Origin of the sequence: Rahnella sp. GSA61A (assembly GCF_019969905.1) — a bacterium.
GTDB lineage: Bacteria > Pseudomonadota > Gammaproteobacteria > Enterobacterales > Enterobacteriaceae > Rahnella > Rahnella aceris.
Genome location: NZ_JAHXYO010000018.1, coordinates 1 through 16,834, shown reverse-complemented (window position 1 = coordinate 16,834; position 16,834 = coordinate 1). Strand labels below are relative to the sequence as shown.

Annotated in this window: 10 protein-coding genes and 2 pseudogenes; 11 read left to right on the top strand and 1 reads right to left on the bottom strand. The window is 54.3% G+C overall.

Translation table 11 applies throughout. The features are described from left to right. Positions 1-167 precede the first annotated feature (167 nt). The 10 genes and pseudogenes from LC431_RS19730 (at position 168) to LC431_RS19685 (ending at position 14,437) form a co-directional block, all read left to right on the top strand. Positions 168-485, top strand: a complete 318-nt coding sequence (locus tag LC431_RS19730; protein WP_223510206.1) for a hypothetical protein — start codon at positions 168-170, stop codon at positions 483-485. Positions 486-606: 121 nt separating this feature from the next. Continuing rightward, positions 607-960: a hypothetical protein gene (locus LC431_RS19725; protein ID WP_223510205.1), complete on the top strand. Its 354-nt coding sequence runs from the start codon at positions 607-609 to the stop codon at positions 958-960. Between the two features lie 190 nt (positions 961-1,150). Then, entirely contained in the window at positions 1,151-3,826 is a 2,676-nt protein-coding gene (gene traD, locus LC431_RS19720; RefSeq protein WP_223510204.1) for a type IV conjugative transfer system coupling protein TraD, read from the top strand. Continuing rightward, complete coding sequence (traI, locus tag LC431_RS19715; protein ID WP_223510203.1) at positions 3,823-9,618, top strand: conjugative transfer relaxase/helicase TraI; 5,796 nt, start codon at positions 3,823-3,825, stop codon at positions 9,616-9,618. The genes traD and traI overlap by 4 nt, the downstream gene beginning before the upstream one ends. Before the next feature lie 78 nt (positions 9,619-9,696). Further along, positions 9,697-10,491 (top strand): DsbA family protein, encoded by a 795-nt coding sequence (locus tag LC431_RS19710; protein ID WP_223510202.1) that lies wholly within the window; start codon positions 9,697-9,699, stop codon positions 10,489-10,491. Between the two features lie 60 nt (positions 10,492-10,551). Continuing rightward, positions 10,552-10,821, top strand: coding sequence for a hypothetical protein (locus tag LC431_RS19705; RefSeq protein ID WP_223510201.1), 270 nt, complete (start codon positions 10,552-10,554; stop codon positions 10,819-10,821). Next, positions 10,821-11,357 carry a phospholipase D family protein gene (locus LC431_RS19700; RefSeq protein ID WP_370633907.1) on the top strand — a complete coding sequence of 179 codons (537 nt, stop codon included), beginning with the start codon at positions 10,821-10,823 and terminating at the stop codon, positions 11,355-11,357. The genes LC431_RS19705 and LC431_RS19700 overlap by 1 nt, the downstream gene beginning before the upstream one ends. A gap of 128 nt (positions 11,358-11,485) precedes the next feature. After that, positions 11,486-11,746, top strand: a pseudogene (locus tag LC431_RS19695) (RepB family protein). 264 nt (positions 11,747-12,010) lie between these two features. Continuing rightward, positions 12,011-13,075 (top strand): Replication protein, encoded by a 1,065-nt coding sequence (locus tag LC431_RS19690; protein ID WP_223510200.1) that lies wholly within the window; start codon positions 12,011-12,013, stop codon positions 13,073-13,075. A gap of 1,002 nt (positions 13,076-14,077) precedes the next feature. After that, the gene (locus LC431_RS19685; protein WP_223510199.1) at positions 14,078-14,437 is read left to right on the top strand and encodes a hypothetical protein; all 360 of its coding nucleotides are present in this window, start codon (positions 14,078-14,080) and stop codon (positions 14,435-14,437) included. A gap of 390 nt (positions 14,438-14,827) precedes the next feature. On the opposite strand, the gene LC431_RS19680 is transcribed toward LC431_RS19685, so the two are convergent. Then, positions 14,828-16,162 carry a hypothetical protein gene (locus LC431_RS19680; RefSeq protein WP_223510198.1) on the bottom strand — a complete coding sequence of 445 codons (1,335 nt, stop codon included), beginning with the start codon at positions 16,160-16,162 and terminating at the stop codon, positions 14,828-14,830. 437 nt (positions 16,163-16,599) lie between these two features. Between LC431_RS19680 and LC431_RS19675 the strand changes: the two are divergent. Then, positions 16,600-16,719, top strand: a pseudogene (locus LC431_RS19675) (transposase); the annotation flags it as partial. Positions 16,720-16,834: the final 115 nt, after the last annotated feature.

The following is a 16,834-nucleotide window of genomic DNA, read 5'->3' as shown; positions in this document are numbered from 1 at the left end:
TGTCTTCTCCATGCATAACGTAACAACCCCACACGCCACCCTTTAATTCTCCGGTGGCCGTGCCTGCTTTTCCTCCTGTGATATTCCGCTTCCTCGTCCAGACGCCAATCTCCGCGTCCGGACTGTGACGAGCGTTGCTGCTAAACGCCCAACTGAAGGAATTGCTCATGCAATACAAAAGTGCCCGTAGCCTGATGGCCTGGTTTACCCTGTTTTTCATCTGGAGCGCGTTTGTTCTCTGGCATCACGGCGTCGCCCTGCAGCAGTTCATCATGCACGACAGTAATTTGTACGCCTTCTCGCTGGCCTTACGCCAGACTCGCAGCGATATGCTGCCTGACGCGTTGCCGGTCGTACTGCTGATAACGTTGGTGTTGGCGGTGGGTGCATTTTTGTCGTCTGTCACGGTTGCCATGATAAACGCGGTGGCTTTCCTGTTCAGAACGACCGGAGCGCTTATCCAGGCGCAGTTCAGTCATCGTTAGGGCATCGTAATCCGCCACCGTTGCACACTGAAGGCCGCAGAAGGCGGTGATATTTATTTGGAGAGAACTACATGTTTTTTTTCAGACTTCAAAACGGGTACTGTTCTGGGTATGGGCGCTAATGCTGTTTTCTGGCGTCTGGCTTATTCTTGCCGTGCCGCTACGAAGCCAGTGGGGCCCCCAGCAGCTCACGGCTGCGTATACTGCAAATTTTTGCAGCGTGATCGCGCTTGTTGGGGTGATATTGCCCCTGATCCCTGAGCGAAAGCGGGTTGCAGCACTTGGCCTAATGCCATTTATGCGTTTTGCAGGCAAATACTTGATGCTATCTCATCTGATGGTGGCCATCCTGACGGCATTTACTGCCGTGAGTATCGGTCTTGACTGGAGTATTCAGATTCAGGGAAGCGGCCTGTTCGCGTTTCTCGTAAGCTGCTTTTTTTCTCTCGATTTACAGTTACAGATGCCTTGCTGAGTCAGTAATTCCCCGGCGTTCCCGCTTAATCGCATGAGTCAAACCTGACCGCTGCGCGGCGGAATTAACCGTTGTCGTTTCCTAAGACTTATTCGTTTTATCACTGAATTTCATCCCCCGTTTGTTTACCAACCATCCCTAAGCTGCCCGTCCGGGCGGCTTAAGCCTGCGCGTTTGCCGGAGCTGAACCATGAGTTTTACACCGAAATACCTCACGCAGGGGGGCCAGATGACGGCCTACCGCCTGCGTATGTTTGCCCAGGTCAACCAGTGGATATTGAATTGGCTGTTACTGTTGTTTTTGTTATCCACCGGCGGCGTATTTTGGGCGGTCACCTCCGCCGATGTGCTGAATAACGGTTTCTGGTACTGGACCGGCAGGCTGTTATCCAGCTTTGTGCCGTTGATGAACCCGAAAAGCCCGGCGACCTGGGATATCAGCTGGCACTGCAATAGCGGCGTACAGTTGTGCACCACCAAACTGACGCTGGGACAGCTGCTGGCTGACCCCTGGATGCAGTCGATGGGCGGCCAGCTGGTGAATAACTTAAAGCTGAGTGCCGCAGGCTGCGGCACGGTGTGTTTGCTGCTGTTCAGCGTGATTGCCTGGTACGTGGGGCGCATTGGAAAAAAAGAGAGTGAAGACACCTATCTCTCCGGCATGACGCTGACCGATGACGTGGACAGCGTAAACCGTCAGTTGAAAAAGGCCGGTCAGAAATCAGACCTGCAGATCGGTGGCCTACACATGGTGAAGAACGCCGAGATCATGAACTACCTGATACACGGCACTATTGCAGTCGGTAAATCCACGCTTATCCGCTGGTTGCTCGACTTTATTCGTAAACGGGGGGACCGGGCGATTGTCTACGACTCCGGCGGCACTTTTATTGAAACGCACTTTGACGAACGTATCGACAAAATTCTCAACCCGCACGATAAGCGCTGTGAGAACTGGGTGTTGTGGCGGGAAGCGCGGGAGGTCGTGGACTACGAGAACCTGACGGCCTCGCTTATTCCGGTGGAGGGGGAGTCCGACCCGTTCTGGGTGTCCTCTTCGCGTACCATTTTCAGCGATACGGCAATGCAGTTTGCCTCACATAGCGATCGCAGTATTGAGAAATTCCTGACAGCCCTGTTGTCTATCGACATGAAAAGTCTGCGCGAATTTCTCAAAAACACCCCCTCTGCCAACCTGGTTGAGGAAAAAATTGAGAAAACGGCCATCTCTATCCGTTCGGTGGTCACCAACTACGCCAAAGCGCTGCGATACCTGCAGGGGCTTGACCAGGAGGGGAAACCCGAGTTCAGCATCCGGGAGTGGATGACCGACGCCCGGTACGACAAAAGCTGGCTGTTTATCTCCACCACGGCCCGTCATCGCAAGTCGGTTCGTCCGCTGATATCCATGTGGCTGTCGATGGCCACGATTTATCTGCAAAGCATGGGGGAAGATCCCGACCGCCGTGTGTGGTTTGTCGTCGATGAAAAGACCAGCCTGCAAAAAATCCCCGAGTTTGCCGAGACATTGGCTGAAGGGCGCAAATTTGGCGGTTGTTTTGTTATTGGCATTCAGAACATGCCACAGCTTATCAACGTGTACGGACGTGAGGTGGCCAAGTCTATTTTTGACCTGCTGAACACCCGTTTCTATGGCCGTTCGCCAAGCGCTGAAGTGGCGAAAATCGTAGAGGAAGAGCTGGGGCATCAGCGCCGTCGTGAGGCGCGGGAGCAAAACAGCTACGGTCTTGACCAAATCCGTGACGGTATCTCCATCAGCCGCGACAAGGTCAATGAGCCGGTGGTCGATTATGACAACATCATGTCGATGCCGAACCTGCGTTTCTATGCCCGCCTGCCGGGGGAATACCCGGTGGTAAAACTGGATCTGAAATACCGGGCACAAAAGAAATATCACAAGGCGCTGATAGCGCGCGATTTCAAGGATGTGCTCAGTCCCCAGCTGGAACAGGTCATTAGCCAGAACGAACAGGCGACGCGCATGGCGGGCATTGTCTTCCCGACCGGCGACGAAATTCTGGAAGGGCAGAAAGCCGCAGAGGAACCGAAAAATGCCGGTCAGTCATCCAGCCCGGCGGTGACACCGCAAGCCGACCGGCAGAAAACTGTCCAGACCGGAAAGCAGGCCGATATCCCGCTCGTGTCCGCCGTCAGTCAGAGCACGCCCCCGGTTGCCAGGGGCGTGGAAAAATCAAAACAACACGACGCTGAAAAGCCCGAAACCGCCCCTGACGGCGTGGGTTCAGAAGCATCCGAATCCTCTGATGCGCCGATACTGCCAGCGAATGTTCGCCCTTTCACCCCGCGTATGCGACAGGATCCTCCGCTGGCGGAAACGGTGAAAAAGGGCGTAGCACCCGAGATAGAGGCCAACAAACAAACTAAACCTGAACCTGTAGTACCGCAACCCGCCATAACGACTCACGCCATACCCCCTCAACCACACAACTCTGCCGCGCTGAAAAACCCACCCGTGTTGTCTGTTGCTGCCAACAACATGAAACCGTTGGCCGGCCTCAGCGCCCTGGAGTTGCTCGCGCTTAAACGCCGTAAGCCTGCTTCACAGGCCGACGGGGCACAAAGCGAGGGCGCCGCCGACGCACAGGGGGAAGCACCGGATCTGCAGATGGACGTGGAAGTGGATGAAAAGGGTGAGCTTGTTCTGCGCACGTTGGGTGCGCGGAAGGAGTCACCGGAAAGCCTGGATGAGGCCCAGGCGGCGGAGTACGGCGCGGCAAACCGCGCGATGGCCGAGGAGGAACAGAACATTCTGCGACACCACGATGATTATAAAGCGTACCAGCATATGGATGAACACCACGAACCCGGAGGTTTTGAACGATGATGACCGTTGCCTCCGTTGCGTCTGCTGCAGACGCGGCGGGCTATTACAGCAGCAAAGATAACTACTATTTTCTCGATGACCTGCAAAGCCAGTGGCTGGGGGAAGGCGCCCGTGAGCTGGGTCTGGAGGGGAACGTTGATCTTGAGGCGTTCACCAATGTCCTGCACGGGCGTTTGCCGAATGGCGTGGAGCTGGGGAAGGAGGTGTCAGGTAACCATGTGCACCGGCCCGGACACGACTTCACTTTTTCTGCACCGAAAAGTGTCTCAATGCTTATCCTGGCCGGCGGTGATAAGCGCCTATTGCAGGCCCATATTGAGGCGGTCAAAGAAACGCTGGCCATCATGGAGCAGACGATTTCCGCCCGTGATACGAAGGAAGGTATCACCTCGGTCGTTCCCACCGGCAAGATGGTGGCGGCGCTCTTTACCCACGATACGTCACGCAATCTCGATCCGGCCATTCATACCCATGCGGTAGTTGCCAACGTGACCGAGCTGGATGGGAAGTGGAAGGCGCTGGCCACCGATGCCATTTACGGTGCCGGGTTTATTGAGACGATGTACCGCCATCAGGTCAGCTTCGGCAAAATCTACCGCAACAGCCTGAAGGCGAAAACCGAGGCGATGGGGTATGAGACAGAACTCACCGGCGGCAAGCATGAACTTTGGGAAATTAAAGGGTTTCCGGAGGCGGTGCTGGAAGAGTTTTCGTCCCGCCACCGTGAAATCGCCGCCCAGGTCGGGGATGAAGCGTCTCTGAAAAGCCGCGATGTCGCGGCGTTAGACACCCGGCAGAAAAAGGTCGATATCAGCCGTTACGGACTCGATGAAGTCGATGCGCAGGGCACACGCTCGCCCGCTGCTCCGTCACTGACGCCGGCTGACACTGCCAGCGTGCCATCATCGTCCCCTGCGCGCGTGGATTTACCGTCAGAACCGTCACACGAGGTGGGGAAATCGGGTATAGCCTCTGCCCGCACGCCTGATGAGATGGCCAATCCGGCTGAAGCCGTCACCGAGCCATCACTGTCCCGTGAACGCGTGGATTTCCCGTCAGAACCTGCAATTGAGGTGGGCGGAGAGGGGAACGCCCCTGTCCGCATGACCGCTGAGGCGGTCAGTCTGCCTGAACCCGGACAGGTAACGCCGGAAAAAAGTACGGGTGCAAAGGACGTACCGGCGGAATCACCCATCGTCAAACCAGAGACGCAGGCCGGGCGCAACCGGCTGCAGGCCCGGTGGGATCAGCAGATGGCAGACCTGAATTTTGATATCCGTGAGGTGATAGATGCGGCACAGGTTCGCGCCGTGGAGCCTGAACAGGCGGAAGAACGTCCGATGCCGCCGAGCGTCATGCAGGCGGTGCGTACTGCGATTTCGGTGCTCAGTGACACCCGCACCCGCTTTACCTACGGTGACCTGCTGATGACGGCGCATGAGGCGGGGGAAGGGCAACAGTCGATCCCTAATCTGCGCAAGGCGATCGACCGGGCCATCGGTGAAAACCTGCTGGCCCCGCTGGACGGGGACAAAGGGGTGTTTACCTCGCATATTCATCTGCTGGATGAACTGTCTGTGCAGGCCCTGGCGGCCGATATCGTGAAGGAAGGGAAAGTGGTCAGTTTCCGGCAGACCGACATCGACACGCCTGAGCGGCTCAAAGCGGTGGAATTTGCGCCGGTGGCCATCCTGAACGCACCGGCGTCAATCGGCCGTCTGCGCGAGGTGACGGAAGAACTGGTGACAATGTCACGTGAGCATGGCCGCGAGGTGAAAATACTGGCCAGTTCTGCCGAACGGGGCCTGAGCTTTGGCAAATCTGTGCTGCTCAAAGACGACATCCTTTATCGCAGCCGCATTTTGGATAAGGGGTTCAGTCTCTCTGCGCACAGCACGCTCATCGTGGAAAGTGCGGAGCGCCTCGGACTCAAGGAGATGCTGGTCCTGAGCGGCGAAGCGAAGGAGAAAGACGCCCAGCTTATTTTCCTGGACAGCGCCGGGCGGCAGTCCAACGCCAACGCCCTGTCGGTGTTGTCATCCGCTGGCGTGCCCCGTCACGGTCTGACCGAACCGGTGGTGGGGCTGGAAGCACGGGTGATCAGTATCGGCGATAAGCGTGACCGTTACCGGGCACTGGCTGAACGCTATGCTGACCTGAGTTCACCGGACACCCCCGTCACCGCCGTGGTCTCCGGCGCCCGCGAGCAGCAGCACCTGACCGGCATTATCCGTGACGCCCTGCAAAACGCCGGCAAGCTTGAACGGGACGGCGTGACCGTCGAAGCCCGCACGCCGGTCTATGCCAGCGTGAAAGAACGCCTGCTCCCGGCCACCTACCGGGCGGGGATGGTGCTGGAAGACCGGTCAGACAAAAATGAGACCCGCCACTACACCCTTGACCGGGTGCATGAGGAGACGCGCATGTTGTCACTTATCGACAGCGACGGCGTTCTGAGCCGCGTAAAACTGAGCGACCTGACCGGTGACTGGCGGCTGTTTACCCGTGAACAGCTGCACGTTGCTCAGGGGGAACAGCTGTTTGCCCTGGCCGCAGACAAAGCCAATGGGCTGAAAGCCCGCGACCGGCTGACGGTCACTGCCGTCAGTGAGGGAAAATTAACGGTGCAGCGCGATGGCCAGAAAAAACCGCTGCAGGTCGCGACCGACCGGCCGCTGTATCTGACGCACGGCTACGTCAGCGCACCGGGGAGCCGGGACAATGAGCACGGTATCGTGCTGGCCAGCCTCAACGCCCGTGACCTGTCCGGCAACATCATGAACGCCCTGGCCCAGTCGGGACATGAGGCGGAAATCTTTACCGGGGAAGCACAAAACAAGGCGGAAGAGAAACTCGGCCGGATGCGCACCACCCGCTCACCGCTGGCGTTAGTCCGCCAGGCCAGTGGCAAGGAAGACGCCGGGGAAGCGCTGGCCGCGTTAAACGCAGGATTACTCACGGATGCGCAAAAGGCCGTGTCGCGGGCGGTTGCCCAGATGAAGGACGTCGCTTTCTCAGAGGTGAAGCTGCTGGAGCAGGCGGGCACGTTCTTCAATAATCTGGGGGCGTTACGGGGCGAAGTGGCCCGGCAGGTGAAAGAGGGAGACCTCATCCCGGTGAAAGTCGGCGGCGGTGGGGGATTTGTGGGGCGGGCGACCTGGGAGATGGAAAAGGCCATCATCCGGGAAATTGATACGGGTAAAAATACCCAGACGCCGCTGATGGCCACGATGGATCCGGTCTTGCTTAATGGGCTGACCGCCGGGCAGAAGGCCGCCACGACGCTTATCCTGCAAAGCCCCGATCGCTTTACTGCCATACAGGGCTATGCCGGCGTGGGGAAAACCACCCAGTTCCGGGCGGTGAAAGCCGCGATTGACACCCTGCCGGAAAGTGAACGGCCGCTCGTGATTGGGCTTGCCCCGACGCACCGCGCGGTGAAGGAAATGCGTGATGTTGGCATCGAGGCGCAGACCCTTAAATCCTTCGTGGTGGACTGGCAACAGCGCACGGCGGCGGGCGAAGACGTGCGTTATGCCAGGACACTTTTTCTGATTGATGAGTCCTCGATGTTGGGGAATCAGGACACCGCTGCCGCCTATCAGGCGATATCGCGCGGAGAGGGCCGGGCCGTTGCGGTGGGGGATACCGGTCAGCTGCAGTCACCGGAAAGCGGGGCACCGTTCACGCTGATGCAGGAGCGCAGTACCCTCGACGTGGCCGTGATGAACGAAATCGTTCGCCAGCGTAATCATGACCTGAAGTCTGCCGTTTACAGCGTCATTGAGAACAAAGCCGGTGCTGCCCTCGAGAAAATGGAGAGAGTCTCACCGAAGACGGTGCCCCGGCTGAGGTCCTGGGAGGCCCCTGGCTACTCGGTGGTCGAAACCGAATCACCGTGGACACGTATTACCGTGGACTACATGAGCCGGACACCGGATGCCCGTGAGCGCACCATGATTGTGGTGCAGCTGCATGAGGACCGGCAGATGATCAATAAATACATTCATCAGGCCATGTTAAAAGAAGGGGCGTTGGGGGAGAAGGCGGTGACCGTCCCGATACTGGATCGCATTACCGGCGGTCGTCACGATTTCAACCGCATTAATGACTGGAAGGCGGGGCAAGTGGTGCTGGCCAACGAGCGATATCTGAGCGTGACCGGCATCGATTTGGGAACGGAGCGTGTCTTTTTGCGCGATGAAAATGACCGCATGCACTATTACTCCCCGAAAGAGCTAAACGCCACCGAAATTGAGGTGTTTGAACGGCGTGAGATTGAGCTGCGGGAAGGTGACAGCGTACGCATGAGCAAAACACAGAAGCAGGCGGGCCATGATGCCCATGAACAGTACCGGGTAGAAACGCTACGTGACAACGGCGAGGTGGTGCTTAAAAACGCCGGCGGCGAAAAGGTCATTACGCCGGGCATTACGCGGGCAGACCAGCACATCGATTATGCCTGGGCGGTGACCGGCTACGGCGCACAGGGGGCCAGTACGGACTATGTGATTGCGCTGGAGGGGACGGAGGGTGCGCGTAAGCGAATGAGCGGTATGCGGGCCTTTTACATTAACGCCTCCCGTGCGCGCGATCATGTGCAGATTTATACCGATGGTCTTCGTGACTGGATGGATACGCTGCGGCAAAAAGATAACGGCCCGACGACTGCGCATGATGCCCTGAAGCCGGAATCAGAGCGGGCGCAGGCCCGGAGCATCTGGGCGATGGGGCAGCCGGTGGGCAAAACGGCCATCGGGCGAACCTACCTGCAGGAACAGGGCTTAAAAGATAACCCCGTGACGGCGCGGATTATTCCGCCAACCAGAAAATATCCGATGCCGCATCTGGCGTTACCGGTTTATGACGGCAACGGCAAAACGGCGGGTTTGACGATGTTTCCCCTTCAGTCAGACACCGGTCAGATACAGACCGGGCCGGTACGCCAACTGACGACCGAGGGTGCCCAGGCGGCGGTGGTGCAAAAAAGCCGCAACGGTGACACGATTGTGGTCAGCGATATGACGCAGGCGCTGGCGGCGGCGCGAGGCAACCCGGCGGCAGGCGTATTGCTGCTCACCGGCCGGCAGATGCCGTCCGCGCAGCTGCTGAAAGTGGCGGGCGGGGTGACTGACCGGACTGTCAGGCCGGATGCCACGTTGCTCAGGCTGGTTCAGTCTGAGCTGCAGGAGATCCTGCGGTATCTGCCGGCAGAAGAAAGGCCGGCGGATGAGTCTGCCCTGCTTCGCCAGGCACTCCGGGCTATTGAAGAGACGCGGCATCCCCTGTCTGAAATTCAGCTTCCAGAGACTAAAGGGCAGGATGTGCCAGCGTTGTCAGCACAATTGGTAGAGCGTGTAGTTCAGAACATGCGGCAGGAAATACCGGTGCTACCGGGTGAGAAGCTGCCGGACTACGCCGCGCTTATCCGTCAGGCTTCTGGCCTGCTTGCCCAAAACGAAGCCCTGCAGGACAACAACGGCGCCATTCGGGCTGTGCTGGCCACCCTTGCCGGGGCGGGTCAGTTTGACAGTGCAGCATTGCCTGCTGAAAACGCGCAGGCAAGCCTGGTGTCTGCAGAAGCACTCCGCTACGTGCAGGCCGAGCAGGATAAAGCGCACGGCTCCGCTAAAAACCCGCAAAATGACCTGTCAGAGCGGGCGCTGGCCAGCGCGGCGCGTGAACTGGAAAAACAGGGGCAACTGACGTTACCGCCCGAAAGCCGGGGCCGGGAGCCGGAGCGGGAAGAAATTACCCACGAAGCCGTCCGGAATATTCAGAAAGAACGTTAATCCGCACCGTTTACATACCGTCAACGGACACCTATTCCTTTACCGGCAACTCCGGTATTCCTCTTCAGAGACACCATCATGACAAACCGTTTTAACGCGGCGGCGCTTTCGCTCGCCCTGAGTTTTATTTTCGGTTCAATCCACGCCGGCGCCGCAGAGCCGGAAGAGTTCACACCGGCACAGCAGTCACGCATCGGCGAGATTGCCGCCGACTACCTGGTGGCCCATCCGCAGGTGCTCATCGAGGTGAGCAAAAAGCTGCAGGCACAGCAGGCAGCCATCAAGGCACAGCTGATGGCACAGTCGGTGCTGAAGGGGCACCGGCTGCTGATGCAGCTTGACGGCGTGCCGGTGAAAGGCCCGCAAAAATCGAAAGTGATTGTGACCGAGTTTTTTGATTACGAATGTATCGCCTGCAGCATGATGGCTCCGGTGATGGAGCAGGTCATGGTCAGTAAACCGGATGTGCGGTTTGCTTTTCGTGACTGGACGATTTTTGCCGGGCATTACCCCGAGTCTACGCAGGCGTCACGCCGTGGTCTGGCCATCTGGAAACAGAAGGGGGCTGATGCCTATATGGCCTACCACAACGGGATTTACGGCACCGGCCATAACGAAGGGAAACTGACGTCAGACGATATTGAAAAAGTGGCCACGGCAGTGGGCGCAGGAGAAGAAGACGTCGCGAACCGCACAGCGGCAGATGCCCTGATCGCGGGTAACAGTGCGCTGGCAGAGCTATTGGGATTAACCGGGACGCCGGGGATCATCGTGATGCCGGCAGAGAACGCGACCGCTGACAACACGACCGTCATTCCGGGCGTCGTGTCCGCTCAGGTGATGCAGCAGGCCATCGATAATGCGATGAAATAAAGCGAGGTCGTGCAGGCCACCGGGTATGAGGTGGATTTGCGCGGTGTCAGGAGAAAAACGATGAAGGGTGAAAAAGCACTGTCGATCCACTTTTTTGACCTGCATGGCTTTATGTTCAGCGATGATGATATCGAGCATCAGCGGGTGTGTTTCAGAACGCATCCGGGATTGCACCATGAGGCACTGAAGGTGGCCATTACCTGTCTGACCAAGTGCGTGCCGGAAAACCTGACCTGGGACGCGTCCTGTGGCGAAGGTTCCTTTTGCCTGCTGACCACCAGTGTGTCATCAGGGATTTATGCTTTGCCCTACCAGGAGGAAACAGACTGATGAAGAACAACAGATTGCGGGTGGCCTTACTGGCCATGTTATTGAATGTGGGCGTTTGCACCGCCAGCGCGGCCCCGTCGGTACAGGTGGGATTCTCACCGGAAGGCAGCGCGCAGCAGCTGGTACTGCAGACCTTAGACGATGCGCGGCAAAGCGTTCGCCTGATGGGGTACTCGTTTACCTCGCCCGCCATTGCCGGTGCGCTGGTCGAAGCAAAGAAACGAGGCGTCGACGTCCAGGTGGTACTGGATGAGGGCGGCAATCGCGGGAAAGCCAGTGTGGCCGCGATGAATTTATTGGTGAATGCGGGGATCCCGGTGCGTACCGTCAGCCAGTTTAAAATCATGCATGACAAGGTGATTATTGTTGATGGACAGACGGTCGAAACCGGATCATATAACTATACCCTGTCTGCCGCGCGGTCGAATTCGGAGAACGCCCTGGTACTGCACGATGTGCCTGACCTGGCACAAACCTATCTAACTCACTGGCAGTCTCGCTGGGCGTTAGGGAAAGACTGGCACTCTGCTTATTAACGATTAACGAAACTCAGCTCGTCACTTCAACAATATGAGCAGCGCGCCAACGTTGCTCATGCCTGACATAAAGTTAAAAAGCTCTAGTATTCTCTACATATTCTCTTATAAAACATGGGGAGGTGGAGATGCCACAAGCTGACAATGCAAAAACTTCCTCATTGGATTAAAACGCGCATATCGAAAAGGTAAACCAATGTCTGCCAGCCAAAGACAGCTGGGCGCTATTGTACGTAAGCGTGAAAAACGCATAAAGCATAAAGAAAGGAGCTCTCTAATTGAAATCTGCGAGTGAAGAAGGGCTTACACAGGCGCAGTTTATTGAAGGTTTACCCGAGCGTGAATTGCTTGAACGTAGTGTTTTAGATGTAAAGATTTCACATTTTTGATGGTTGGCACATTGAGTACGAGATTACTGATCGAGTAGAGAATTTCTGGCTGGCCACGCCATAAGGTGGTAGGGAATGGGTGCTGATTGAGATACTTACAGGCCCATATAAGCAAAAACCCCGATAATCTTCCTAGGTTTGGCGACTAAGGAGAAGATAATCGGGGCTCACTAACACTGTATAGAGTTGTTGCTCTATGCAGGGAGTATAGATTTATGCCTTTTAAAGGTCAACTCCTCCGGCGCAACATAAGCGTTGGGAGCCGTGTCTGAACAACAGTTTCCGTTCTCACCGGTAGCAAACAGTGTTTCTGCCAGTGTCTATCGTCCTTCGCGACGTGGTGAGGCTAACCGCCTGCGCAAAGGCCAGTCGAAGACGCACCGCAACAACCAGCCGGCCTACACGGGCAAAACGCCGCGCGGCATGGCTGCAAAAGTGGTGGCCTGCTTCCGTCAGCATGACTGGCGGCGAAATGCCGATCTGATCGCGCTTCGCCGTACTGGTTACACGCCTTACTCCCGTGCGTCTGACCCCTCCTTTACCCCTAAACCTATGCGGATTACCCCACGCTCTGAGAGCCGTGAGGCGCTGACTTCTCTGTCTCTGGTTCTGGCCGCAAATTGTGACTACAGCCCGGACAGCGATTACCTTTTCGAAATGATGCTGCCGGTGGAAGAGATTGCCCGCCGTATGAATGCGCTGCACGTTTATGAGAACGGTCGTAAAGCCTATGACGTTCTACTCCATGCCCTACGGGTGATGGAGCAACTGGACTACGTGGTGATACACCGCGACCGCGACGCCGATTCTGGCCAGAACAAGCCCATGCGAATTTTTCTCACCGACAAATGCTTCACTTCACGCGGCATCGCCGTAGAAAGCATCCGGGAGTGGTTGCATAAATATCGCCAGTGGGCGGTAGCCAGCGGACTGGCGGAGTCGATGCAGCAGAAATACCAGCGTCACCTGCTGAAAATGGCACGTCTGGGCATCAGTATTGACCGCCGCCATTCTCTTAAAAACCGGCTGAGACAGATAAAACGCTGGGTTGTCAGCCCGGAGCTGCGCGATGAAAAAGCGCGAACTGAGGCAGATATTGGCGCCGTTCTTGACGAACAGGCGCGTAAAGTGCGGCAGCTGCGTCCCAAAAATAGCACGGCCACGCATGAGAACGCCTGGCGGCGTTTTACGGCCAGTGGTCTGCTCACCACGGTTGCGCAGATGTCGCTGGAAAGTGCCCTCAAAGCCGAGTTCCCAACGCTGCTGTCCACGGATGCTGAGACGTTTTATCAGCGGCTCCTGGAGCGCGCCGGCGTTCCACTGTCTTAACCACATTCCTCTCTAAACCTTTCCCCCTCCTGCGATTTCGCGGGCCAGATGCTGGCATTTTTTCCGTTCGCGGATGCCTGGCAGGCTTCCCCACGTCTGTTGTCCGCCAAAATGTGCACCGGCGACGGTCGGGGCATGCTCACGATACGGCGCTGGCCAACGTCGGATTAAGAAATAATCGTTTAAATTCGAAGAGATAATTCCCCCGGTTGAGGCATCCCATTAACTTCGAAAACCCCTCTTCAGATGTGATTAATTTCGAACATTACTTCTGAACAAAACAAGCTTTCTAAAGAAAGAGTACTCCTGAGCCAGCCTACGGCATGGCATCTGGAGTAGCTCCCTTCGCTTTGCTCAGGGCAACCACACCTGAGCAACGGCATCATTTGCCAGAGCAAAAGAAGAAGTAGCTCCCCGGACAAGCCGGGGCATAACATCCATTATATTAGTTACAACATTCACTAAGCTATAACCACATCAACCCCCAGCACCGAGCGCAAACGCACCCCCTCCGCCCACCTGAAAAGCCGCCCCGCCCCGGGCCAAAGGCCCGGAACAGAGTGGCTTTAAAAGTGAATGTTGTAACTATTAAAACTGTATCGCTTTGAGAGGTGTGGCTTTAGCTCTGAAGTACACGCTCGTAAGCGCCAAAGGCGCTAACGCGGAGATACGCCCTGGCTTCGCCAGGGCCACTCCGTCAGCGTACATTAGCGTATCAAAGCTGTGAGCGGGAATGGTCTAGCAGGGCGAGGGATTAGCATCGGTAAAATCTACCAAACCTGGGCGGCTGCGCCGCGTCTCCGGCGACCCTTGGCGTAAGAGTCACAAGTAACAATTGCTGTCACCTTCATGCGCTTACGCGCATAAAAAGATAAAGCCTAGCCAGAGATTGTCGATAGTGAACTGTTGAGGTTCTTTGAGAACCGGAAGTGTTCGTATGAAATGTTTACTCATATCAATAATTTATTTAAATCATTACCATCGGTAAAATAAGGAAATAAAATGAAGAGTACAAAGAAACTGGAAATCACAACCAATAAAATATTTGAAATTATTAAAAATTTTTATAGTAAAAATTTCCCTTACCCTGTCGCATTCAGCGCAATAGACGCTATCAATCTTTCATTCTCCGACGGTACATATGGTCGCGCCGTTAATGGGCGTTTAGAAATAAAGGAAGCAAATGAGCCGGTTTTCATTGGCATGCATAACTTATACACCCCTGTATTTAAAGATGAAAATGTATGTATTAGCCTTGTTGAGGATGTTAGAACTTTACATTCCTGGTTGGAACAATATGGATATATTAAAGGCGATGTAGCTACAGAAAAATTCACTCTGACTAAAGATCTTCATTTTTAGATTAAAAAAAGCGTCACGAAACCAGTAGAGACAAAATTGCCGCCAGGATAGGCGGCTTCACGAATGTCGTTCATCGACTAAGGTTATGGGGCTCTTTGCAGGAACCGCCGAAATCTCCGGCGAAACGAATTAATTGATTAGCAGCCAGTTCTTGCACCGTATTGACCAGGTGAGCCATAGAAGGGGTTTGAAGTCCAGTGATGTAAAAAACACGCTAACGGGTATCAGAGATCGATTTTGATACGATCAAGTATTCAAACGACAAAAAACGATATTTATAAACGATATTTATAAACGATTTTTAGCCTAAATAAGAAGCCCAATAAGTATTTATATTTCAAACTGTTATTCCCTTAACGTGGTTTTTCGCACGATTGGCCTAGAATCCCGTTAAATGTTATTCTGGTCAACGCTTTCTGGTAGATTCTTGGGGGAACTAACAAAGTCCTCAGCAATATGCAAAGCTGATATATGCCGTTCATGTACAAACTCTGACTCACAGGGACATTCATTTTCATTGTACTCGCGAACCCAAAGCCCATCCGAGCCTTTGCGATAGTACCAACCGCTGCTTACTCCAACTCGCGTCATATCAAGACCAGGATGATCGACCCCCAACTCACAGAGTTCATATAAGTCCTTTCCCCTTGGAATAATGCCAATTCCCTTTTGATAAACAGTAAGGTTTCCAGTACTTGCATGTTGAATCAAATCGTCAATCTCAAAAAACACTGATCCATATTTATCAACAAGATTTTCAATGTGAGGAAATTTTAGAGGCATGCTTTTTGGTGCAGTTCCAAATAAAATTGTGTCCGGAGCGGAAATAATGGTACCTCCTACTGTGTCCCCTGCAATTTCGCTAAATTTATCAGATATCTTATCCCCACAGTAAAATGCTGTGTGAGGCCAAAATATTTTAACGAAACTATCGTGATACTCCGGAACATCTAAGGACCGACGAAATACTTTAAATTCGCATTTATTATCCGGGTATTTTATCTGTCTCCACGGCAACCCCAATAATGCTTTTAGTATTGGGTCATCTTTAACCGAAGGGAACAAATCTTCAGTGCTCGATAATTGATTTTTTGCCGCGTAATCACGCAAAAGAGAACGATCCACGGTTATGTGAGCTACAAAACAATCATCTGGAAGCGGGCCGCTTTGCAAAGGTCCAACCATCCATGCAGATTGAGCAATAGTGCGGGGCCGAAAGCCGGTTATTGAAAGGTCTGCTAAGTCAACTAACCCGACTTTACGACACGCCGTTCTGTCCAGAATAAACAGATGCCCCAAACCCTCGCTGAAAATGTATTCGGCTTTTTGTTTAACGAGGAATACCGACCTTTCCTGGTAGTCTTCACTTATTTCAAAATAAGGTTCTAGAAGTGAGAAGCTGTGGCTAGCAAACCATGCACTTACAGCAGCGTTAGAGGAGCAATCAACAAAGAATGATCTCCAACCGTAGTGTTGTAAAAGTGCCTGTTGATACTCGAAAGAATCGGTTCGCCCATTCACAAAGACGTCGAGGACATTCTTTGCATACTGACTCCATTTGAGCATTTTGCTAGGTATACAAACATTCCGTTCAAAGGATGTTATGACTGATGGCTTACCAGGTAAGCCATAGTAAGAAGTCTGGCCACGAAAGAGAACATCGTCTCCGTATTTTGCAATTTGTGTTTCGAGTTCTTCTAACGTATTCACTTTAAACTCTTCCAAATTGATACTTCCTCACCAAAAATTATTATTTTCTTAATATCACATTAGCATCCATTGAGTATTTTGGGTCTAATGAAAACCACAATTTAATGCCGATTTTTGTGCAAAAATGCACATGAGAGAAGTCAGTGAAGCAACACACCAACCAATGTGTGGGGCGAACGGGAGCGCCTGGCCATCCGGGGCAAGGATGGCCAGGTCGATTGTGTAGGGGTCAGCTTGGATATCGGAAACTATTGTACTTTCCCCAAACTGATCCCTAGTAGTTCGGCCAGAGAGAAAGTCAACCTGGTATGGCTGTGTTGCAGAATAAGGAAGAGCCGCCTCAACGCAGCCGTTTCACTACAATAAGGGGTCAGTTTGGAGTGACCTGCTCCCAGTTGATTAGTACACCCCGATGTTAGTAATGTCTTCATAAGCCACATGAGGACATCCCCATGAAGAAGCGTTTTTCCGACCAACAGATCATCAGTATTCTCCGCGAGGCTGAAGCCGGGGTATCCGCCCGTGAACTCTGCCGCAAGCACGCCATTTCCGATGCCACGTTTTACATCTATGGACTACCTCCGTTTTGCAAGCACTGAATCAGGTTTTAGGTTGTTGCTTACATCTATCCGGCATCAGGAATACCTGTGCCCAAATGGGTAATCCGCACACAATCGCCTCAACAAC

What these genes read in the sequence shown, in the direction of transcription:
- LC431_RS19730 (WP_223510206.1), top strand. Translation starts at nt 168, where the DNA reads ATGCAATACAAAAGTGCCCGTAGCCTGATGGCCTGGTTTACCCTGTTT.
- LC431_RS19725 (WP_223510205.1), top strand. Translation starts at nt 607, where the DNA reads ATGCTGTTTTCTGGCGTCTGGCTTATTCTTGCCGTGCCGCTACGAAGC.
- traD (WP_223510204.1), top strand. Translation starts at nt 1,151, where the DNA reads ATGAGTTTTACACCGAAATACCTCACGCAGGGGGGCCAGATGACGGCC.
- traI (WP_223510203.1), top strand. Translation starts at nt 3,823, where the DNA reads ATGATGACCGTTGCCTCCGTTGCGTCTGCTGCAGACGCGGCGGGCTAT.
- LC431_RS19710 (WP_223510202.1), top strand. Translation starts at nt 9,697, where the DNA reads ATGACAAACCGTTTTAACGCGGCGGCGCTTTCGCTCGCCCTGAGTTTT.
- LC431_RS19705 (WP_223510201.1), top strand. Translation starts at nt 10,552, where the DNA reads ATGAAGGGTGAAAAAGCACTGTCGATCCACTTTTTTGACCTGCATGGC.
- LC431_RS19700 (WP_370633907.1), top strand. Translation starts at nt 10,821, where the DNA reads ATGAAGAACAACAGATTGCGGGTGGCCTTACTGGCCATGTTATTGAAT.
- LC431_RS19685 (WP_223510199.1), top strand. Translation starts at nt 14,078, where the DNA reads ATGAAGAGTACAAAGAAACTGGAAATCACAACCAATAAAATATTTGAA.